The sequence below is a fragment of the Aeromonas sp. D3 genome (assembly GCF_027705025.1).
GTDB lineage: Bacteria > Pseudomonadota > Gammaproteobacteria > Enterobacterales > Aeromonadaceae > Aeromonas > Aeromonas salmonicida.
The window spans coordinates 144,311-162,866 of record NZ_JAPDBE010000003.1; the positions used below are offsets into that span (position 1 = coordinate 144,311).

18 protein-coding genes and 1 pseudogene are annotated in these 18,556 nt (G+C 59.4%); 5 read left to right on the forward strand and 14 right to left on the reverse strand.

Features of this window, described 5'->3' with window-relative positions:
* Positions 1-93: 93 nt before the first annotated feature.
* Positions 94-966 (forward strand): LysR family transcriptional regulator, encoded by an 873-nt coding sequence (locus OKC28_RS03530; protein ID WP_270687425.1) that lies wholly within the window; start codon positions 94-96, stop codon positions 964-966.
* A 2-nt stretch (positions 967-968) separates the two neighbouring features.
* Here OKC28_RS03530 and OKC28_RS03535 read toward each other — a convergent pair whose 3' ends face one another.
* The 7 genes from OKC28_RS03535 to acs form a co-directional block, all read right to left on the reverse strand.
* Positions 969-2,396: a PTS transporter subunit EIIC gene (locus OKC28_RS03535; protein WP_270687427.1), complete on the reverse strand. Its 1,428-nt coding sequence runs from the start codon at positions 2,394-2,396 to the stop codon at positions 969-971.
* Positions 2,397-2,485: 89 nt separating this feature from the next.
* Complete coding sequence (gene panF / locus OKC28_RS03540; RefSeq protein ID WP_270687429.1) at positions 2,486-3,943, reverse strand: sodium/pantothenate symporter; 1,458 nt, start codon at positions 3,941-3,943, stop codon at positions 2,486-2,488.
* Positions 3,933-4,196: a YhdT family protein gene (locus tag OKC28_RS03545; protein WP_021138114.1), complete on the reverse strand. Its 264-nt coding sequence runs from the start codon at positions 4,194-4,196 to the stop codon at positions 3,933-3,935. The genes panF and OKC28_RS03545 overlap by 11 nt, the downstream gene beginning before the upstream one ends.
* A 207-nt stretch (positions 4,197-4,403) precedes the next feature.
* Positions 4,404-5,744: an acetyl-CoA carboxylase biotin carboxylase subunit gene (accC, locus tag OKC28_RS03550; RefSeq protein ID WP_005317655.1), complete on the reverse strand. Its 1,341-nt coding sequence runs from the start codon at positions 5,742-5,744 to the stop codon at positions 4,404-4,406.
* Between the two features lie 15 nt (positions 5,745-5,759).
* Positions 5,760-6,215, reverse strand: a complete 456-nt coding sequence (gene accB, locus OKC28_RS03555; protein ID WP_034283807.1) for an acetyl-CoA carboxylase biotin carboxyl carrier protein — start codon at positions 6,213-6,215, stop codon at positions 5,760-5,762.
* A 36-nt stretch (positions 6,216-6,251) separates the two neighbouring features.
* A complete protein-coding gene (gene aroQ, locus OKC28_RS03560) occupies positions 6,252-6,701 on the reverse strand; it encodes a type II 3-dehydroquinate dehydratase (RefSeq protein ID WP_021138116.1) in 450 nt (149 codons plus the stop codon).
* Between the two features lie 390 nt (positions 6,702-7,091).
* The gene (gene acs, locus OKC28_RS03565; RefSeq protein WP_058393738.1) at positions 7,092-9,038 is read right to left on the reverse strand and encodes an acetate--CoA ligase; all 1,947 of its coding nucleotides are present in this window, start codon (positions 9,036-9,038) and stop codon (positions 7,092-7,094) included.
* A 168-nt stretch (positions 9,039-9,206) separates the two neighbouring features.
* Here acs and OKC28_RS03570 point away from each other — a divergent pair, with 168 nt between their 5' ends.
* Positions 9,207-9,506, forward strand: a complete 300-nt coding sequence (locus OKC28_RS03570; protein ID WP_270687435.1) for a hypothetical protein — start codon at positions 9,207-9,209, stop codon at positions 9,504-9,506.
* Between the two features lie 45 nt (positions 9,507-9,551).
* Here the strand turns inward: OKC28_RS03570 and OKC28_RS03575 are convergent, their stop codons facing one another.
* The 7 genes and pseudogenes from OKC28_RS03575 to OKC28_RS03605 all read right to left on the reverse strand — a co-directional run bounded on the left by OKC28_RS03575 (position 9,552) and on the right by OKC28_RS03605 (position 15,685).
* A complete protein-coding gene (locus OKC28_RS03575) occupies positions 9,552-12,002 on the reverse strand; it encodes a sensor domain-containing protein (protein WP_270687437.1) in 2,451 nt (816 codons plus the stop codon).
* Positions 12,003-12,126: 124 nt separating this feature from the next.
* Positions 12,127-12,762 carry a hypothetical protein gene (locus tag OKC28_RS03580; protein WP_005317632.1) on the reverse strand — a complete coding sequence of 212 codons (636 nt, stop codon included), beginning with the start codon at positions 12,760-12,762 and terminating at the stop codon, positions 12,127-12,129.
* Positions 12,752-13,891 (reverse strand): hypothetical protein, encoded by a 1,140-nt coding sequence (locus OKC28_RS03585; protein ID WP_270687441.1) that lies wholly within the window; start codon positions 13,889-13,891, stop codon positions 12,752-12,754. Before OKC28_RS03585 ends, OKC28_RS03580 begins: the two co-directional genes overlap by 11 nt.
* A gap of 171 nt (positions 13,892-14,062) precedes the next feature.
* Positions 14,063-14,431, reverse strand: a complete 369-nt coding sequence (locus tag OKC28_RS03590; RefSeq protein WP_005317625.1) for a hypothetical protein — start codon at positions 14,429-14,431, stop codon at positions 14,063-14,065.
* A gap of 4 nt (positions 14,432-14,435) precedes the next feature.
* On the reverse strand, positions 14,436-15,080 hold the full coding sequence (gene torD / locus OKC28_RS03595; protein ID WP_270687443.1) for a molecular chaperone TorD: 645 nt from the start codon (positions 15,078-15,080) through the stop codon (positions 14,436-14,438).
* Between the two features lie 147 nt (positions 15,081-15,227).
* Positions 15,228-15,353, reverse strand: a pseudogene (locus OKC28_RS03600) (GFA family protein); the annotation flags it as partial.
* Positions 15,354-15,397: 44 nt separating this feature from the next.
* Positions 15,398-15,685, reverse strand: coding sequence for a hypothetical protein (locus OKC28_RS03605; protein WP_021138124.1), 288 nt, complete (start codon positions 15,683-15,685; stop codon positions 15,398-15,400).
* A 560-nt stretch (positions 15,686-16,245) separates the two neighbouring features.
* Between OKC28_RS03605 and glyA the strand changes: the two genes are divergently transcribed.
* From glyA to OKC28_RS03620, 3 genes are all read left to right on the forward strand, one after another.
* Entirely contained in the window at positions 16,246-17,499 is a 1,254-nt protein-coding gene (glyA, locus tag OKC28_RS03610) for a serine hydroxymethyltransferase (RefSeq protein ID WP_111588446.1), read from the forward strand.
* A 106-nt stretch (positions 17,500-17,605) separates the two neighbouring features.
* Positions 17,606-18,034 carry a hypothetical protein gene (locus tag OKC28_RS03615; protein WP_270687447.1) on the forward strand — a complete coding sequence of 143 codons (429 nt, stop codon included), beginning with the start codon at positions 17,606-17,608 and terminating at the stop codon, positions 18,032-18,034.
* 66 nt (positions 18,035-18,100) lie between these two features.
* Positions 18,101-18,433: an NIPSNAP family protein gene (locus OKC28_RS03620; RefSeq protein WP_270687449.1), complete on the forward strand. Its 333-nt coding sequence runs from the start codon at positions 18,101-18,103 to the stop codon at positions 18,431-18,433.
* Positions 18,434-18,556: the final 123 nt, after the last annotated feature.

Here is an 18,556-nt window from a genome sequence, read left to right on the forward strand (position 1 = left end):
CCTTTCAAATCGGATGGATTGGGATTGCCAGCTACTCTAGTCTGGTTAATTATTCTTATTAAGATGGGTAATTGGTAAAGACTGTTTGAATATATGAACAATGTCGATCTGGAGTTGATGGGGCTGTTCGCTACCGTGGTGGAGCAGGGCAGTTTTACCGGTGCCGCCGAGGTGCTTGGCATGCCCAAGTCCTCGGTGAGCCAGAAGATCTCGCGGCTCGAGACCCAGCTCGGGGTGCGACTGCTGCAGCGTACCACCCGCAGGCTCAGCCTGACCCCGCAGGGTGAGATCTACGTGGAGCAATGCCAGGCGCTGCTGGCGCTGGCCCGCAGCGCCAATCTGGCGATGGCGCGGCTGCGATCGGCCCCGGCGGGGCGGGTGCGGATCACCGCCCCCGAGGCGACCGGTACTCTGCTGCTTGGCAGGATCCTGGCGGAATTTCGTGCCCTCTATCCCGAGGTGGTGCTGGAGCTGACCCTCTGCGACGATCAGCTGGATCTGGTGGGTGAGGGTTATGACCTGGCGCTGCGGGCGGCGCCGCTGAAAGATTCCAGTCTCATTTGCCGGCGCATTGGTCAGGTGCCGCGTCATCTGGTGGCGGCTCCCGGTTATCTGGCGGCTCATGGTGCGCCGCAGCAGTTGTCCGAGTTGGGGCTTCACCCCTGTCTGGTGCACTCGGCATTGCCCGTGTGGCCATTGCAGGAGGGGGGCTGGCGGCCGCAAGGGGCCTGCATCAGCAACAGCTTGCTGGCGCTGCGGGAGCTGGCATTGCATGAAGGCGGGATTGCCCTGTTGCCACACCATGTCTGTCAGGAGGATCTGGCGACGGGGCCGTTGCAGAAATTGCTGCCGGATCACCCCATACCGCCCAATCCGTTTTACCTCATCTACCCGAGCCGGGAACATCTGGCGCCTGCCTTGCGCTCGCTGATGGACTTCGTCGCCGAGCGCTTGCCGTTCGCCTGAGCCTACCAGTTGCCTGGGCTGGCAGACTCCTGATTGGGTTTGAGGCCGAGCGGCACCGACTGACGCTCCGCCAGCATGCGGATCTGCCCCTCGATCAGGCTGGCGTTGGGGCCCAGCACCAGTACCAGTTGATGGTCGTTGAGCTGGATCCAGGAGAGGCAACCCAGCCCCGGCAGGCGGGACTGATCCACCAGCGCTATGTCGCACACCCGAAGACTGAGGCGGGTCAGGCAGACGCTCATGGCTTGCAGATTGTCCATGCCCCCCAGCGCCTTGAGGTACTGGATCGCCAGCATCTGGGGATCCGAGGGGGCGACATTGGCCAACCGTGGGTGCTCATTGGCGATGGGCTTGCTCGGCAGGCTCAGGGGCGCTCGCTCCAGCAGCTGATAGAAGAGCAGTGTGTAGGCGACGAAGAAGAGGATGCCGACCGGAATGAGCCAGAAGCTGTGCTCGCCGGACTGATAACTCAGCACCAGATCCAGCAGACCGGCGGAGAAGTAGCTGCCCACCTGGATGCCAAGCCCGCTGCAGATGGCCAGGGACAACCCGGTCAGCAGGGCATGAGCCAGAAACAACCAGGGAGCGGTGAAGGCGAACAGGAACTCGATGGGCTCAGTGATCCCCAATAGTGCAGAGGTGAGCGCCAGGGTGAGCAGCAGTCCACCCTGCGGCAGTCGCTGCATGCGCTGGCGGTGCAGCCAGATGGCAAAGCAGGCGCCCGGCAGGCCGAACATGATGATGGGATAGAGACCGGCTACATACCCTTCATGCAGCGGCTGGGCGGTGGCCAGCGCCTGCAGGTTGCTCTCGCCAAGGCCGATGAGACTGCCCAGCACCTGATGCAGGCCAAGGGGGATCAGCAGCCGGTTGAGGGTGCCGTAACAGAAGGCGCCCAGTGGGGTGGTGAGCAGTTCCGAGGCCAGCAGCGTGATGCCCTGCTCCAGCAGTGGCCAGAACAGGGAGAGAGGAAACGCCAGCAACAGGCAGGCGATCGCCGAGATGCACAGGCAGGCGAAATCCCCCTGCGCCATCTGCAGCCAGCCAGGCATGGTGCGCCGTTTCACCCAGGGGTAGATGATGGCGGTGGTTAGCCCCGCCAGCAGGCCGCAGATCATGTCTGCATGCAGGCCGGGGGCCAGGGTGCCCAGCGCCGAGCTCAGCAGCAGAAAGTTGACCGCCCCGGCCAGCGCCTGGGTGCCCTCTCCTTGTCGGCTCAGGCCGAAGGCGATGGCCACCGCGTAGATGAGCGGCATCTGGCTGAACAGGGCGCGCCCCGTGAGGGAGAGCACAGCCTGATCCAGTACATCCGGTTGACCGAGCCGGTAGAGCAGCGCAGCCAGTGGCAGTATGGAGACCGGCAACAACAGGGCATAACCGAGTCGTTGCAGGGCCTGGATCAGGGTCTGTCTGGCGTTCTGTACTGGCATAAAGGTGCTGAGTTTTGTGACTTGGCGCACAGTTTACCCGTAAAAAACCTATTTGGGGATAGTTTTGGAACCCTTTATTAATCTCTTTGTTATTGCTGTTCGAATAATCGCCGAACCTCCTGGCTGGGTGGCGGAGTCAGCAGGCTGACCAGCACAAAGGCAACCAGCCCCAGCCCCAGACTCGGTACTATGGCATGCAGTCCGGCCAGTTTTATCCCCCACTGGCTCAGTACGCCATAGCAGACAATGCCGGATACCATGCTGGCCAGGGCGCCCGGCCCGTTGGCCCTTGACCAGTAAAGGCCGAGTACCAGCGGCCACAGGAACACGGCCTGTAGGCCACCGAAGGCAAGCAGGTTGAGCCAGATGATCATCTCGGGGGGCTGCAGCGCCGCCAGCAATACGAGCGTGCCCAGGATCAGGGTGCAGAGCAGGGAGAGGCGAGGAATGCGCACCTCCAGCTTCTCCTGCTTGGGATTGAGGTAGTTGAGGTAGAGATCCTTCACCAGGGTGGCGGAGGCCTGGATCAGCTGGGAGTCGATGGTGGACATGATGGCCGCCATCGGTGCTGCCAGAAACACCCCGGCCAGCCAGGGCGGCAGCACTTCCATCATCAGGGAGGGCATGATCTTGTCCGGGCTGTCCATGCCGGGCAGGATGGCGCGGCCCAGGGCGCCGGCCAGGTGCATGCCGAACATCAGCAGGGCACTGACCACAGTGCCGATAAGGATGCCGCGATGGAGCGCCTTGCTGTCCCGATAGCCGAAGCAGCGCAGGGCCGAGTGGGGCAGCCCCACCACACCGACGCAGACCAGGATCCAGAAGCTCAGCATGAAGGGTTGGGTCAGCATGTCACCGGCCCCCGTCGGGCTCACCAGTTTGGGGTCTATCTCCCTGAGCTGGTGGATGAGGTTGGGTAATCCATCCCCGGCAATCAGGATCCCTGCCAGCAAGGCGCCGGTGCCGATCAGCATGATGATCCCCTGCAGGGCGTCGGTCATCACCACGGCACGAAAGCCGCCGATGATGGTGTAGAGCAGCACGCAACTGGCAAACAGCATCAGCCCCTGCTGGTAGGAGAGGCCGGTGGCAGTCTCCAGCAGGCGAGCCCCGCCGATGAACTGCACCACCATGGTGGCGATAAAGGCGAGGATGATAGTAACGGATCCGAGAATGACAACTGCCTTGCTCTGGTAGCGGGCCCACAGCATGTCATTGATGGTCACCGCATTGACCCGGCGGGCAATGATGGCGAACTTCTTGCCGAGCACCCCCAGGGTGAGCCAGACGGTGGGCAGCTGGATCATTGCCAGCAACACCCAGCCAAGGCCAATCTTGTAGGCGGCACCCGGCCCGCCGATGAAGGATGATGCCGAGGTATAGGTAGCCACCAGCGTCATGGCGAGCACCAGACCGCCCATGCTGCGGTTGCCGATGAAGTACTCCTGCACGAAGTCGCCGCCGGTGCGATGGCGACTGGCCCAGAAACCGATTCCCAGCACCAGCACCAGATAGATGACCAGGGGCAGCATCAACTCAAGATTCATGGGGAGGCTCCTTGGCACTGCGGGGAGGTGTGTCGAGGGGAATATCCACAAACAGGCGATCCACCATCAGGCCGCACAACACAATGAACAGCAGCGGCATCACCATGCAGCTGAGCAGGAACCAGAGTGGCATGTCCCAGTATTCGATCTCTTCCGGGATGAAATACGCAGTGCCATACCAGGCAAAGAAATAGAGCAGGGTCAGCAGCAGGCAGAGGGCTGCTTCCCGACGAGCGAGCGCGAAACGATTCACCTTGGCCTCCGACAATTTTGAGGGGCGCAAGAATAACAAAAAAGGGCCATGTCGCCATGGCCCTTTTTCAACAGAGGCTCCTTGCGGAGCTGACTTCTATCGGAAGTCATTGTTCTGCCTCGGATCCTTACAGACCCAACTTCTTGTGCAGGTAGTGGGCATTGGAACTGCCACCGTGCAATGTCATCGGGTCTCTATCAGCGATCCTTACAGACCCAACTTCTTGTGCAGGTAGTGGATATTAGTACCACCGTGCTGGAAGTTTTCGTCCTTCATGATCTCTTTTTGCAGGGAGACGTTGGTCTTGATCCCTTCTACCACCAGCTCGTCCAGCGCCTGACGCATGCGGGCGATGGCAACGTCACGGTTCTCGCCGTAACAGATCAGCTTGCCGATCATGGAGTCGTAGTAAGGCGGTACCTTGTAACCGGCGTAGATGTGGGAATCCCAACGTACGCCCAGACCACCCGGCGCGTGGAAGCGCTGGATCAGGCCCGGAGACGGCATGAAGGTGGCCGGGTCTTCGGCGTTGATCCGGCATTCGATGGCATGGCCACGGATGCGGATGTCCTGCTGGGTGATCGACAGGGGCTGGCCGGCGGCGATGCGCAGCTGCTCCTTGATCAGATCCACGCTGGTGACCATCTCGGTGACCGGATGCTCAACCTGGATACGGGTGTTCATCTCGATGAAATAGAACTCGCCGTTTTCGTACAGGAACTCGAAGGTCCCCGCACCGCGGTAGCCGATCTCGATGCAGGCGCGCACGCAGCGCTCGCCGATGAACTTGCGCATCTCTTCGGTGATGCCGGGTGCCGGTGCTTCTTCGACCACTTTCTGGTGGCGACGCTGCATGGAGCAGTCACGCTCGCCCAGATAGAGGGCGTTGCCCTGGCCGTCTGCCAATATCTGAATTTCGATATGGCGCGGGTTCTCCAGGTACTTCTCCATGTAGACCATGTCGTTCTTGAAGAACTGGCCTGCTTCGGATTTGGTCAGGGCGATGGCGGCAGCCAGCTCGGCTTCATTGCGCACCACGCGCATGCCGCGACCACCACCGCCACCGGCGGCCTTGATGATCACCGGATAACCGATGCGCTTGGCGATGGCGGCGTTGTGCTTGGCATCGCTGTCGACCGGGCCGTCAGAGCCAGGCACGCAAGGTACGCCCGCTTTTTTCATCGCCTCGATGGCGGAGACCTTGTCACCCATCAGGCGAATGGTCTCGGCGCGCGGGCCGATGAAGATGAAGCCGGATTTTTCGACCACTTCGGCGAAATCGGCGTTCTCCGAGAGGAAGCCGTAACCCGGGTGGATGGCAACGGCACCCGTTACCTCGGCAGCGGCTATGATCGCCGGCACATTGAGGTAGGATTCACCGCTGGCAGGCTTGCCGATGCAGATGGTTTCGTCGGCCAGGAGCACATGTTTGAGCTCCCGATCGGCGGTGGAGTGAACGGCCACTGTCTTGATCCCGAGCTCTTTGCAAGCGCGCAGGATCCGCAGGGCAATTTCACCGCGGTTGGCGATGACTACTTTGTCCAACATGGGTGGCAACTTCCCTTATTCGATGATGAACAGCGGCTCGTCAAATTCGACGGCCTGACCATTTTCAACCAGGATCGCTTTGATCACGCCGGTCTTGTCAGACTCGATTTGGTTCATCATTTTCATGGCTTCGACGATGCACAGGGTATCGCCGACATTGACGTGCTGACCGACTTCCGCGAACGGCTTGGCTTCCGGGCTGGAGGAGCGATAGAAGGAGCCAACCATGGGGGAGCGCATCAGGTGACCACTCGGGGTGGCCGCATCTGCGGTCGGTGCGACGGCGGCGGCTGCCGGTGCGGCAGCAGGGGCCATGGCCGGCTGCATCATCATCTGCGGCATGGCTGTGGTCACCTGACCGGAGAAGTTGCGGCTGATGCGAACGGACTCTTCACCTTCGGAGATCTCCAGTTCGGCAATGCCGGACTCTTCAACCAGTTCAATCAGCTTCTTGATTTTGCGGATATCCATTAGCATTCTCTTTCTTCTTTATCTGATCAGTGATTATCAAGCCGCGCGCAACTGATGCACGGCCGCGGTTAAAGCGAATTGGTAGCCATCTGCACCCAGCCCGCAGATTACTCCTTTAGCGACATCAGACAGATAGGAGTGATGACGGAAAGGCTCCCTGGCATGGACGTTTGACAGGTGCACCTCGATAAAGGGGATGGCGACACCCAGCAGCGCATCGCGGATGGCGACACTGGTGTGGGTGAAGGCGGCTGGATTGATGATGATATAATCCACCTGGCCCATGGCCTGGTGGATGCGGCTGACCAACTCATGTTCGGCGTTGGATTGCAGGTGTTCCAGTGTGACGCCGAGTTCGCTGGCATTGTGCTTCAGATCGGCGACGATCTCATCGAGCGTCTTGCTGCCGTAGATGCCCGGTTCCCGTTTGCCCAGCAGGTTCAGGTTTGGCCCGTTGAGCAGGAGAATACGGTGATTTTGCGACATATTGAGTACATCCTCGATGATAATGCTGCTATCTACCAGCTATCTTGTGGACTACCAGAAATCTAGCCATTTTCTGCGCAATTCGGTGTGCACTGGCACACAGATTTCGCAATTATATTGATTTCGTGAAAATTAGCAGCATTTTACTGGTCTAATCTCTACATCTGTCTGTTTTTTGCACTAAGTGGTGAGCTGTTCAATTGCTCAGTAGCAGAGACGACAAAGCCGGCACTGGGCCGGCTCTGGAGGCAGATAACGGGCTACATCAGGCCGCTTCCGACTTCTCGCGGATGAGTTTATCCACGACCCCGGGATCCGCCAGGGTGGAGATATCCCCCAGGCTGTCGGTCTCGCCTGCCGCGATCTTGCGCTGCATTATGGAGCGCATGATCAGGCCGCTTCCGACTTCTCGCGGATGAGTTTATCCACGACCCCGGGATCCGCCAGAGTGGAGATATCCCCCAGGCTGTCGGTCTCGCCGGTGGCTATTTTGCGCAGGATGCGGCGCATGATCTTGCCGGAACGGGTCTTCGGCAGCCCCTCCGCCCAGTGGATCACATCCGGGGTGGCGATAGCACCGATCTCCTTGCGTACCCACTCCTTCACTTCTTTGTGCAGCTCGCGGCTCGGCTCTTCCCCGGCGATCAGGGTGACATAGGCGTAGATGCCCTGACCCTTGATCTCGTGGGGCACCCCCACCACCGCCGCTTCGGCGATCTTGGGATGGGCGACCAGCGCCGATTCAATTTCGGCGGTACCCATGCGATGGCCGGAGACGTTGAGTACATCATCCACCCGTCCCGTGATCCAGTAGTAACCATCTTCGTCGCGACGGGCGCCGTCGCCGGTGAAGTAACGACCCGGGAAGGTGGAGAAGTAGGTCTGCTCGAAGCGCTCATGATCGCCAAACACGGTGCGCATCTGACCCGGCCAGGAGTCGGTGATCACCAGGTTGCCCTCTGTGGCACCCTCCAGCGGTTCACCCATGTTGTCCACCAGCGCCGGCTGTACCCCGAAGAAGGGACGGGTGGCCGAGCCTGGCTTGAGATCGGTGACGCCGGGCAGCGGGCTGATGAGGATGCCGCCGGTCTCGGTCTGCCACCAGGTATCGACGATGGGGCAGCGTTCCTCGCCTATGGTGCGGTAGTACCACTCCCAGGCTTCCGGGTTGATGGGCTCGCCCACTGAACCCATGATGCGCAGGCTCTGGCGGGAAGTGCCCTCTACCGCATCACGGCCCTTGGCCATGAGGGCGCGGATCGCCGTCGGGGCCGTGTAGAGGATGGTGACTTGGTGCTTGTCCACCACCTGGCTCATGCGGTTGGTGGCCGGGTAGTTGGGCACCCCTTCGAACATGATGGTGGTGGCGCCGTTGGCGAGCGGCCCGTAGACCAGATAGGAGTGGCCCGTGACCCAACCCACGTCGGCGGTACACCAGTAGATGTCCTCCTCGTGGTAGTCGAACACGTACTTGAAGGTGAGGGTGGCGTAGACCAGATAGCCGCCGGTGGTGTGCAACACTCCCTTGGGCTTGCCGGTGGAGCCGGAGGTGTAGAGGACGAACAGGGGATCTTCAGCGTTCATTGCCTCGGGTGGGCAGTCGCTGCTGGCGGCGGCAGTTGCCTCATGCCACCAGATGTCCCTGTGGTTGTGCCAGGCAACGTTGCCACCGGTGCGCTTGAGCACTATCACCTTGCTGACCCGGGTATCCGGATTGGTGAGCGCTTCATCCACATTTTTCTTGAGCGGGACAGGGCGGCCGCCACGCAGCCCCTCGTCGGCCGTGATGACGATGGAGGAGCCTGAGTCAATGATGCGGCCGGCCAGGGCCTCCGGCGAGAAGCCGCCGAAGACGATGCTGTGCACGGCACCTATACGGGTACAGGCCAGCATGGCGATGGCCGCTTCCGGCACCATGGGCATGTAGAGGCAGACCACATCACCCCGATGCACACCCTGTGCTTTCAATACGTTGGAAAACTTGCACACCTCGGCGTGCAGCTCGCGGTAGGTCAGCTTGCGATCCTCTGCCGGGTTGTCACCTTCCCAGATGATGGCCACCTTGTCACCGCGCTGTGCCAGATGGCGATCCAGGCAGTTGGCCGAGACGTTGAGCAGGCCATCCTCATACCACTTGATGGAGACATGCCCCGGGTCGTACGAGGTGTTCTTTACCTTGGTATAAGGCTTCATCCAGTCGATGATTTTTCCCTGTTCACCCCAGAAGGCATCCGGATCCTGCACGGAGGCTAGGTACATGGCCTCGTAACCTGCCTTGTCCAGCAGGGCACCGTTGCTGATGTGGGCTTTGACCGGGTAGACCTTGCTCTCGCTCATCTGTCACTCCTTTGAATACATTCTTTTAATGATTAAGTAACAACTTATACCTTTGGCGTACGAGGGCAATTAGACTTTTGGATAGATGGAAACATCTGCTTACAGTGCTATTCGTGACAATTCATCGGTGATTGAGTAAAAACATCGGTTTTATCGATGGAGATAGCCATGTTGTCCCTGCTCCTTTGCACCGCCCTCTGGCAGTCCGATGCCTCTACGCTTGCCGATGAAGCCGCGCTGGCTGCTCCCCAGCCCAAAGAGTTTGCCGTGACCCGCGAACAGGCCAGCTTGCCAGCAGTGCGAGAGCGTATTGCCGATCAGATGGGCAATGCATTTCTGGCGCGCAAACCCCCAGTGACTGTTACCCTCGGGCAGCTAAAACCGCGCTACCCGAAGGATGCACTGATGGCAGACTCGCTCCAGGGCCAGAGCGAGGGGTGGGATGCCAGGTTGACGTTCAGTGAGTGAGCCGTATTTTCGATCATTGAGCGATTCTTGCAGCACTTGCCGGCTTCAGCACCAGACTCCCTTGCGAGGAGTCAGTTGGGCAGCCAGATGGGGTTCGGTCAAGGGGTGGCTGAACAGGTAGCCCTGTCCCTCCTGACAGTGCAGGGATTGCAGAAACTGGCGCTGTGCCTGGGTCTCGATCCCCTCGGCGGTGACCGCCATGCCCAGGCTGTCGGCCAGGTTGATGATGGTGCGGCACAGCTCCCGACTGTGCTTGTCATCGGGCAGAGCCTGCACGAAGGTTTGATCTATCTTGATGCTATCGATGGGCAGGCTTTTGAGCAAGCTCAGGGATGAGAAGCCGGTGCCGAAGTCATCGATGGCAATCTGCACCCCCAGCGCCTTGAGGCGGGTGAACAGCTGCAAGCTATGGTCGACTCGCTGTATGATGCTTTCCGTCACCTCTATTTCCAGCCGCTCCGCCGGGAAGCCGGTCTCCGCCAGGATGGCCGCGACCCGTTCCACATAGCCAATGGCGCGCATCTCCCTTACCGACACATTGACCGAGAGCCGTGGCACGGCAAGCCCGGCCGTCAGCCATGCCTGTCCCTGCCGGCAGGCGGTGCGCATCACCCACTCCCCAATCTGCTCTATCAAACCACACTCCTCTGCCACCGGTATGAAGCGGGCTGGCGCTATCATGCCTTCGCTGGGATGCTGCCAGCGCAACAGGGCTTCCAGCCCGCTCAGGCGGTTATTGGCCAAATCTGTCATGGGTTGATACAGGATGCAGAGCTGATGCTGATCAATGGCCTTGAGCAGCCCCTGCTCCATGCTCATCCGTTCCCGTGTCTGTTCGGCCATGTCGGGACTGTAAAACAGATATCCGTTACGGCCCTGGCTTTTGGCTTCGTACATGGCGTTGTCGGCAGCACTGACCAGGGCGTCCGGGCTCCGGGCGTGCTCAGGGTAGAGGGCTATGCCTATGCTGGCGGAAATGGCGACCTGCTCGTGTTCCAGTTCGACCGGCTCGCGCAGACGTGCCAGCAGCTGTTCGGCGAGCTGTGCCAGCTCATCCTGTTGTTCGAAATAGGGGATCAGCACCAGGAATTCATCTCCGCCTAGCCGAATAGCCACATCGTTGTGACGCAGGCTTTGGCGGATACGCCCGGCCAGCAGCTTGAGCAGTTGGTCCCCCGCCCTGTGGCCCAGGTTGTCATTGATCAGTTTGAAACCGTCGAGGTCGATGAACAGCAGGGCAAGTTGCTGCCGATTGAGCTGGGCAGTCTTGATTTCCAGCTCAAGCCGCTCCTGCAACAGGTTGCGGTTGCCAAGCTCGGTCAGAGGATCGTGATAGGCGAGGTGGTTGAGCTGCGCCTCTGCCTTGCGAATGGCGCTGATGTCGGAGAAGGTGATTACATAGTGGGCCGTGTTGTGGCGGCTGTCATAGACGGCGCTGACATGCTGCCAGGAGGTGAAGTAGTCGCCATCCTTGCGCAGACACATCATCTCCCCGTGCCAGGCGTGGCTGCCGGGCAGCAGGGTGTGCCAGGGGTAGTCAATGTCGGTATGGCGACGGGGATGCATGATGGCTTCCGGTGACTTGCCCACTATCTCGTCCGGTTCGTACTGGGTCATGTTGCAGAAGGCCGGGTTTACCGAAATGATCTGGCGCTGCCCATCCATGATGATGATGCCTTCGGCCGTGGTGTCGAAGACCACATTGGCCTGGCGCAGCTTGTCTTCCTGATTGCAGCGATCGGTTGCATCGTGGATCACCCCCATGATGCGGCGTCCCTGAGTGTCGGTGGCGGCCACATGATCGGCATGAAGATCGACCCAGCCTCGCATCTGGTTGGGCCCCAGGTAGCTCAAAGTCAGGTGAAGGGGGGCCGTGCCGTTGAGGGCGGTTCTGAGATGCTCCCCCGACACGGGATCGAAGCGCTTGATGAAGTTATCCATTCCCCCCTGAAACTGGTTGGCGGCCGTGCCGAGCAGACGTTCGACCTGGCCATCAAATTGCAACCTGTCTTCGGCCACATGCCACTCCCAGACGCCAATCTGGCCTGCACTCATGGCCAGTTGCAGCCGTTGCTGCACTTCATACTGCTCGGTGACATCCCGCACTATGGTCAGTATGCCGTCAGGGGTGCCCTGTTCATCCAGCATGGGGCTGTAGATTGCCTGCCAGCGTCGTTGCTGGCCCTGATGGGCCTCCGTCTGGCCGCTCAGGCTCAATTCCACCTGGGGAATGCCGCTGCTGATGATCTGTTGAAACAGGGGTTCCAGCACAGGGGCCAGCGTCGGCACTATGTCACGCAGATATTTGCCGTAGTGATCTTCCCGGGAGAGGCCGTTGATATCGGCCAGCGTCTGGTTGACGCTGCGGCAGCGAAAGTAGCGGTCGAACACGCCTATGCCGAACGGCGCCAGCTCAAACAGCTGTTGCAGCTCGTTTGGATTCAGTTGACCCGGCGTTGGCGGATCTGGCATGGATTCGGATGTCTCTTCCTGCATGACGGCTCCTGAATTGACTGTCTTGTCACTTAAGGTGTTGTCAGTATGGCATGAAGCGCTTTGGAGGGAAGATAGAGGGCTGCATTTGCCCCCTATCTGGTCGTGTTGCCGGTTGAAGTGATGGTTACCAGCTGAAGCGATAGCTCAGGGTCAGGTTCACCACGGGTTGCCAATCGCGATCCTTGATGAGCCACTGTTTGGCGCCCACCTCTGTGCCCAGTCGCCATTGTTGCCAGCCCCAGCTGCGCTCCAGCGTGACGCCCCAATCCCGCCACCCCTCGCTGGCACCATAGGCCGCCATGTGGGCCTGGCTGCCTCGCGTCAGCCAGAGATTGAGGGAGAGGGCTGCCGGCAGCGGCAGGCTGTGTTCCATATACCAGATATGGCCATAGCGACCGGTCACATCATAGAGCTGACCCAGGCTCAGCTGATGATCCTCGTCCAGTTGCCAGCCGAGGCGCCAGAGCGCGCTGAAACGGGTGCGATCTACCACCTGCATGGGACTGACCCCCAGCGCGAGGAAGCTCTGCTTGTAGAGCGGCAAGGCCAGCCCGGCGCTCTGTCCATCGGCAAAGATCAGGCCGACCATGGTTTCTCGCTCATAGGCGAGCCAGAAGTGGGCACTGGCGTCAGCCTTGACCCCGGCCTGATTGCTGTCGAGTTGCCACTGGCCGCCCACCTGCCACAGGTTATCCTGCTCCTTGGCCGACAAGGGCAGCGCGAGTGGCAGGGTCAGCAGCAGCCAGCGACTACTTGCCATAGAGCCGCACCCAGTCTCTGTCCTGATGCATGCCCATCAGGTGGCAGATGATGCCGGAGCGCTGCAAGGCATAGATGAGTAGCACGCTGGTGGCACTGAGCAGCATGATAAGGCCGAAGCTGTTGGGCAGAATGGTGCCCTGGCGGGCAGTCCACCACAGCAGCAAGGGGCCCCACAGGTGCACGAAGATACTCTTGTGGAAGATGAAGACGGTCAGCGAATACATGCCGATCCAGTTGAGCGGTCGCCAGCACAGGTTGATGTTGTGCTGATGCAGCCAGAGTACGGCCCCGATCACCAGAAACTCCATGCCCCAGATCCCGGCGCGTCCCGTCATGTCCAGCGCCAGCTCGTGCTCGTTGGCGTAGATGTCACTGAGTTCGACCGAACTGCTCTCGCCAAACGCAAGATAGATAACGAGGGCGATGAGGGAGAGGGTGAGTACCAGGCCATTGAGGCGATCCCGCCACTGAGGGCGCTGATGCCAGCACCAGCCGTACAGGAAACCGAAGCAGCCGCTGGCCATGAAGAGATCGAGGCGGGCATCCAGCTCATAGTCGGGGTGCACGTGCAGCTTCATCCAGCTGTCGATATTGCCAAGCAGGGTCTGCACGCCGAATTGATCCAGCAGCAGGCTGAGCACTGTCAGTACCAGCATGCCGCGGATGCCGAACCAGGCGTAAACCAGAGAGAAGAGTGCCAGCAGGCACATCCACAGCATGACAGGATAGAAGGAGATGGCCTCGCCGAAGTTGGGGGCTATGACCAGCCCTTCGACATAGAGGATCAGTATGATGCTGGCAAACAGCACCAGCTTGCCGCCCAGTTGTGGTCTGAAACGCTCCTGGCTGCGACGGCTCAGGTTGAAGGCCGCCAGGGCCAGGTAGATCTGGCTCACCCAGGGGATAAGCCAGGCCGAGACCTGTGCCGTGGTGTTATCCATGGGCAGCAGGTGACCGGCCATCGCCTTGTGCGACAGATAGAAGCTGTCCCAGAGGGCATGTTCACGGTTGAAAAAGTCGATGTACCAGTAGTTGAGGTAGCCGGTGTAGTGCTCGAAGACGGCCATGAAGATGACAAGCCCTCGCAACAGATCGAGACCCGTGATGCGCGCATCCTGTGGAGGCATGCTGTTGCTCCTGTGTCGGTTGGTAAAAAGGAGCCGCACTATAACGGTTGCAACAAAACTGAATGGGAGCTGAATGTAAGCAGATGTTACCGGCTCCCACCACGCCGACCTTGCTGGGACGGGGAATGCGGGGATCCGGCTGTCATGATTTGTAATACTTTTGGCGGTTTTTCAGCCTTTCTGGCGGCCGAATGCCTGAATGCCGCGCGTCAGCACCAGCAGGCCGAGCACATGAAAGGGCAGGGAGAGGGCAAGTAGCAAGAGCCAGTGGGCTTCGCTGCCGCTGGCATTGATAAAGCCTATCCAGGCGACCAGCAGGGTCAGCATGCCGGCTATCTGAAAACGGCGGCGAAGCACCACCTCCACCCCCAGGTTGGCGAGATAGAGGGTCAGGAGTATGCCGCCGAAACCGGTGAGCTGGGCCGTGCCATACAGATCTCTGTCCGGATTGAACAGCAAGCTGAAGAGCGGCGTCAGACCCTGATCCTGCGGGATCAGGGTCAGCAGCCAGCAGGCGATCAGTAGCAGGGCGGTTTTCATCGGCTCAGTCGGCGGAGGATGCCGGTTTGACCAGGCTGAGGTAGTTGGCATCCATGGTGAGGAATACACCCAGCAAGCGAGCACTGGCGCCGTAGAAACCGAAGGGATCGGCGGCGCGGCAAGCGGCTTCGAAATGGGGGAACCAGGCCAGCAGATGGCCATGCAGCAAGGCTTCCTGCTCGCCTAGCCACTGTTCACGCTGATCGGCACTGGGGGCTTCGGCGGCACGTATGATGAGGTTGCCCATCAGATCCAGTTCGACCCCAAGGTGATCGACCGGCTGCGGGTATTTGGCACTGACATCGATGGCAAGGCGTGCCAGTCGTTGCTTCATGCGGCCGAGGGATGAGGCATCCAGATGGGCGGATTCATAAGGTTGAACGGCCGTATCGGCCAGAAACAGTCCCTTGAAGTCGGCTGCCAGGGCAGTGGCGCGCTCGTTACGCACCAGCAGGCGGGCGATGGCCTCATTGAGCTCGGCGACGGCCGGGCGCATGGGATCCAGCGTGGAGAGGCTCTTCAGGAAGCTTCGCACATCGTAGCTGTCGTATTCGGCGATCTGTTCATCGCTGAGCTCGGCGCTAAACAGGGTGGCGAACCACCAGTAAAGTTCGGCCCGACGTTCGCTAGTGGCCAGAAATTCCTGCATTTTTCCTCCGTGGATGGCAAGCGGGAAACAGAGTGAGCCCGATTCTAACGGCTTTGGCAGAAAAGTTAACCCATAGGTGACAATTCGGCGAACAAGCCAGAAAAAACGCCGCCGATGGCGACGTTTTCAGGGCGTATTGATGGCAACTCAGAGGGGGCGGGTTTCGAACTGCGGCAGCCCATCGGCTATTTCGTGCCGGGGCGCTTTGGAGCCCACGAAGATGTGAAAGCCGGGTCGCTGGCTCTGAGCCTGGTCGAGGATCCCGAGGCGTAATCGGCCCCGGAGAACTTGCAGCTTCCAGGGTGATGAATCAGATATCAGATCTCTTCGCGGTAGATCGCCTTCTTGCAACGGGTGCAGATATGCTGGCGGCGAAAATCGGTCTGGTGCAGCAGGCCGACATCCAGTTGCTGATGATGGCCGCAGTGAATGCAGAAGATGATATCGCCATCGATGGCCTCCGGATGCGCCGCCAGATACTGCTCTTTGGTGGGCAATGTCTCCCACTGGGTGGTGAAAGGGCTTTTGCGACTGCCGGTGTAGTAGACCCAATAGAAAACAGCGAATACCGATATGATCAGAAAAAGCATCAGGTTATCCATCATGGTGTACCCCCGTGTTGAGGTGATGCAAGGAAGGATGAGAGAGGCTTGACCCGCCATGGAACAGGTGTGTCGAGTGGAAATTCTTGCTGCCAGCGTTCGGTCGGCAGGCAGGCTGGCGAAAGCTCAGTGCCAGGGGAAGGTGCAAATCGAGATCCATCGGGAGCGTGGCGAGGGTCTTGCCCGGCATGTTTTGCCTCCATCTATTGGCGGTGCAACCGCTGTGCCGTGTAAAGATGTTATCTGTTAGTAACGGCTATATCCATGATCCGGCTCTGGTTTTGGCTGTTTGTTGTCCCGGTTTCTGTTTACTGGCAGGGCTATGGTGTTATGGGTATCGGAGACGGATGGACAGAGGGAGGATTATTCGCCAGCACTAATGTCAGCACGAATACCTGCGCTATGGCTGAGGGGAAAGCCTGCACTGACTTCGAAATTTGCGACACATTTTACATTTTATAAACAAATTTTTGGGTGGTTGGACTGTCTCTTTGATCCAGCTCACGTTACAATGCGCGGGCCCACTTCACCTAACGCGCAAACGATTTTCAGGAGAGAAACGGATGTTGAAACGTGACATGACCATCGCCAATTATGATCCGCAATTGTGGCAGGCCATCACAGACGAGACCCGTCGTCAGGAAGAGCACATCGAGCTGATCGCGTCTGAGAACTACACCAGCCCCCGAGTCATGGAAGCCCAGGGCTCCCAGCTGACCAACAAGTACGCTGAAGGCTATCCGGCCAAGCGCTACTACGGTGGTTGCGAATATGTCGACGTGGTTGAAACCCTGGCCATCGAGCGCGCCAAGGAACTGTTTGGTGCCACTTACGCCAACGTGCAGCCGCATTCCGGCTCCCAGGCCAACAGTGCCGTTTACATGGCTCTGCTGCAGCCGGGCGACACCGTGCTGGGCATGAACCTGGCCCATGGTGGTCACCTGACCCACGGCTCCCCCGTCAACTTCTCCGGCAAGCTGTACAACATCATTCCTTACGGTATCGATGAGTCCGGCAAGATTGACTATGACGAAATGGAACGTCTGGCCGTCGAGCACAAGCCGAAGATGATGATAGGTGGCTTCTCCGCCTACTCAGGTATCGTCGACTGGGCCCGCATGCGTGAAATCGCCGACAAGATTGGTGCCTGGCTGTTCGTTGACATGGCTCACGTAGCCGGTCTGATTGCCGCTGGCGTCTACCCGAATCCGGTGCCCCACGCTCATGTGGTTACCTCCACTACCCACAAGACCCTGGCCGGTCCCCGTGGTGGTCTGATCCTCTCCGCCGCTGACGACGAAGATCTGTACAAGAAGCTGAACTCAGCCGTCTTCCCGGGCGGCCAGGGCGGCCCGCTGATGCATGTCATCGCCGGTAAAGCCGTTGCATTCAAAGAGGCGCTGGAGCCCGAGTTCAAGACCTATCAGGCTCAAGTCGTCAAAAACGCCAAAGCCATGGCGGCGACCTTCATCGAGCGCGGTTACAAGATTGTCTCCGGCGGTACCGACAACCATCTCATGCTGGTTGATCTGATTGGCCGTGAGCTGACCGGTAAAGAAGCCGATGCCGCTCTTGGCAAAGCCAACATCACAGTCAACAAGAACTCTGTGCCGAATGACCCGCGTTCCCCGTTCGTCACCTCAGGTGTGCGGATCGGTACCCCGGCCATCACCCGCCGCGGTTTCAAGGAAGCCGAGTCCATTGAGCTGACCAACTGGATCTGTGACGTGCTGGACAACCATGACAACGACGAAGTGCTGGCCAACACCCGCGAAAAGGTGCTGGATATCTGCCGTCGTTTCCCGGTTTATGCCTGATACACCAGCCATGCTGGTTTGAGACCAATGCCACCTGCGGGTGGCATTGTTTTTTCTGTCTCGGCCCCGCCATGGGCGCCGAGCTTGTGCAGACATAGGAGACATAATGCCAGCCCAGCCCGGTATCACAGATGACGATCTGATCGTGTCCATCCGTGCCCAGTACCATTTTCGCGATAGTCCGGAGGGGCTGCTGGCATGGGATGTACGGCGTCTGGTGCGGTTGAGCCAAGGCTTGCCGGTGCAAGCTGTGCCATTGGTACAGATTGCCGAGCTGGATACCGATCACTGGTACGGACACTGCGTGGCCAGACCCACGGTGCGCAGCATAGCCGAGCATTGTCAGTTGATTGCCAGTGCTTCCCTTGCCTATCCCATCATTCTGGATAGTGCAGGTCGGGTCATGGATGGCATGCACAGGGTGTGCAAGGCATTGATAGAGGGGCACACTCACATTGATGCGGTGCAGTTTGCGCAAGATCCGGCACCCGACCATGCAGGTTGTGACCCCGCCGACTTGCCCTATGACGACTGAGTTTCTGGTTGAGTGAATGGTTAAATATCGCCTTGCTGGCGGTATTTTTTAGCTGGAGAAAGTGCGATGAAGAGAGTGCTGGAAATCCGCAGTTATCGGCTCAAGGCGGGGAGCCGCGCCGAGTTTCATGCGCTGGTGACCGAGCAGAGCATGCCACTGTACCGTAAATGTGGGATGGATGTGGTGAGCCACGGCCCCTCCCTGCATGATCCGGATGCCTATTTTCTGATGCGGGCATACGATGATCTTGCGCATCTGAGCGCTTCCCAGGCGGCATTCTATGCAACGGATGCCTGGCGAGAAGGCCCGAGAGACGCCATTGTTGCGCTGATCGAAGCGGATGCAAATACCGTCATCTGCTTGCCTGCAACGGCCATAGACGGACTTCGCACCCCCTGAAGTGTTTAAGGAATATAGACGGTGACATATTGTTTTTCTGGGCTTTTACCGGCTTTGGATGGCCGTGCTACACTGGCCGACCAAGATCCTGACCCCGCGGGGCAGGTGCCTTTTCAGTTAACG

What these genes read in the sequence shown, in the direction of transcription:
- OKC28_RS03530 (WP_270687425.1), top strand. Translation starts at nt 94, where the DNA reads ATGAACAATGTCGATCTGGAGTTGATGGGGCTGTTCGCTACCGTGGTG.
- OKC28_RS03535 (WP_270687427.1), bottom strand. Translation starts at nt 2,396, where the DNA reads ATGCCAGTACAGAACGCCAGACAGACCCTGATCCAGGCCCTGCAACGA.
- panF (WP_270687429.1), bottom strand. Translation starts at nt 3,943, where the DNA reads ATGAATCTTGAGTTGATGCTGCCCCTGGTCATCTATCTGGTGCTGGTG.
- accC (WP_005317655.1), bottom strand. Translation starts at nt 5,744, where the DNA reads ATGTTGGACAAAGTAGTCATCGCCAACCGCGGTGAAATTGCCCTGCGG.
- accB (WP_034283807.1), bottom strand. Translation starts at nt 6,215, where the DNA reads ATGGATATCCGCAAAATCAAGAAGCTGATTGAACTGGTTGAAGAGTCC.
- aroQ (WP_021138116.1), bottom strand. Translation starts at nt 6,701, where the DNA reads ATGTCGCAAAATCACCGTATTCTCCTGCTCAACGGGCCAAACCTGAAC.
- acs (WP_058393738.1), bottom strand. Translation starts at nt 9,038, where the DNA reads ATGAGCGAGAGCAAGGTCTACCCGGTCAAAGCCCACATCAGCAACGGT.
- OKC28_RS03570 (WP_270687435.1), top strand. Translation starts at nt 9,207, where the DNA reads ATGTTGTCCCTGCTCCTTTGCACCGCCCTCTGGCAGTCCGATGCCTCT.
- OKC28_RS03575 (WP_270687437.1), bottom strand. Translation starts at nt 12,002, where the DNA reads ATGCAGGAAGAGACATCCGAATCCATGCCAGATCCGCCAACGCCGGGT.
- OKC28_RS03580 (WP_005317632.1), bottom strand. Translation starts at nt 12,762, where the DNA reads ATGGCAAGTAGTCGCTGGCTGCTGCTGACCCTGCCACTCGCGCTGCCC.
- OKC28_RS03585 (WP_270687441.1), bottom strand. Translation starts at nt 13,891, where the DNA reads ATGCCTCCACAGGATGCGCGCATCACGGGTCTCGATCTGTTGCGAGGG.
- OKC28_RS03590 (WP_005317625.1), bottom strand. Translation starts at nt 14,431, where the DNA reads ATGAAAACCGCCCTGCTACTGATCGCCTGCTGGCTGCTGACCCTGATC.
- torD (WP_270687443.1), bottom strand. Translation starts at nt 15,080, where the DNA reads ATGCAGGAATTTCTGGCCACTAGCGAACGTCGGGCCGAACTTTACTGG.
- OKC28_RS03605 (WP_021138124.1), bottom strand. Translation starts at nt 15,685, where the DNA reads ATGATGGATAACCTGATGCTTTTTCTGATCATATCGGTATTCGCTGTT.
- glyA (WP_111588446.1), top strand. Translation starts at nt 16,246, where the DNA reads ATGTTGAAACGTGACATGACCATCGCCAATTATGATCCGCAATTGTGG.
- OKC28_RS03615 (WP_270687447.1), top strand. Translation starts at nt 17,606, where the DNA reads ATGCCAGCCCAGCCCGGTATCACAGATGACGATCTGATCGTGTCCATC.
- OKC28_RS03620 (WP_270687449.1), top strand. Translation starts at nt 18,101, where the DNA reads ATGAAGAGAGTGCTGGAAATCCGCAGTTATCGGCTCAAGGCGGGGAGC.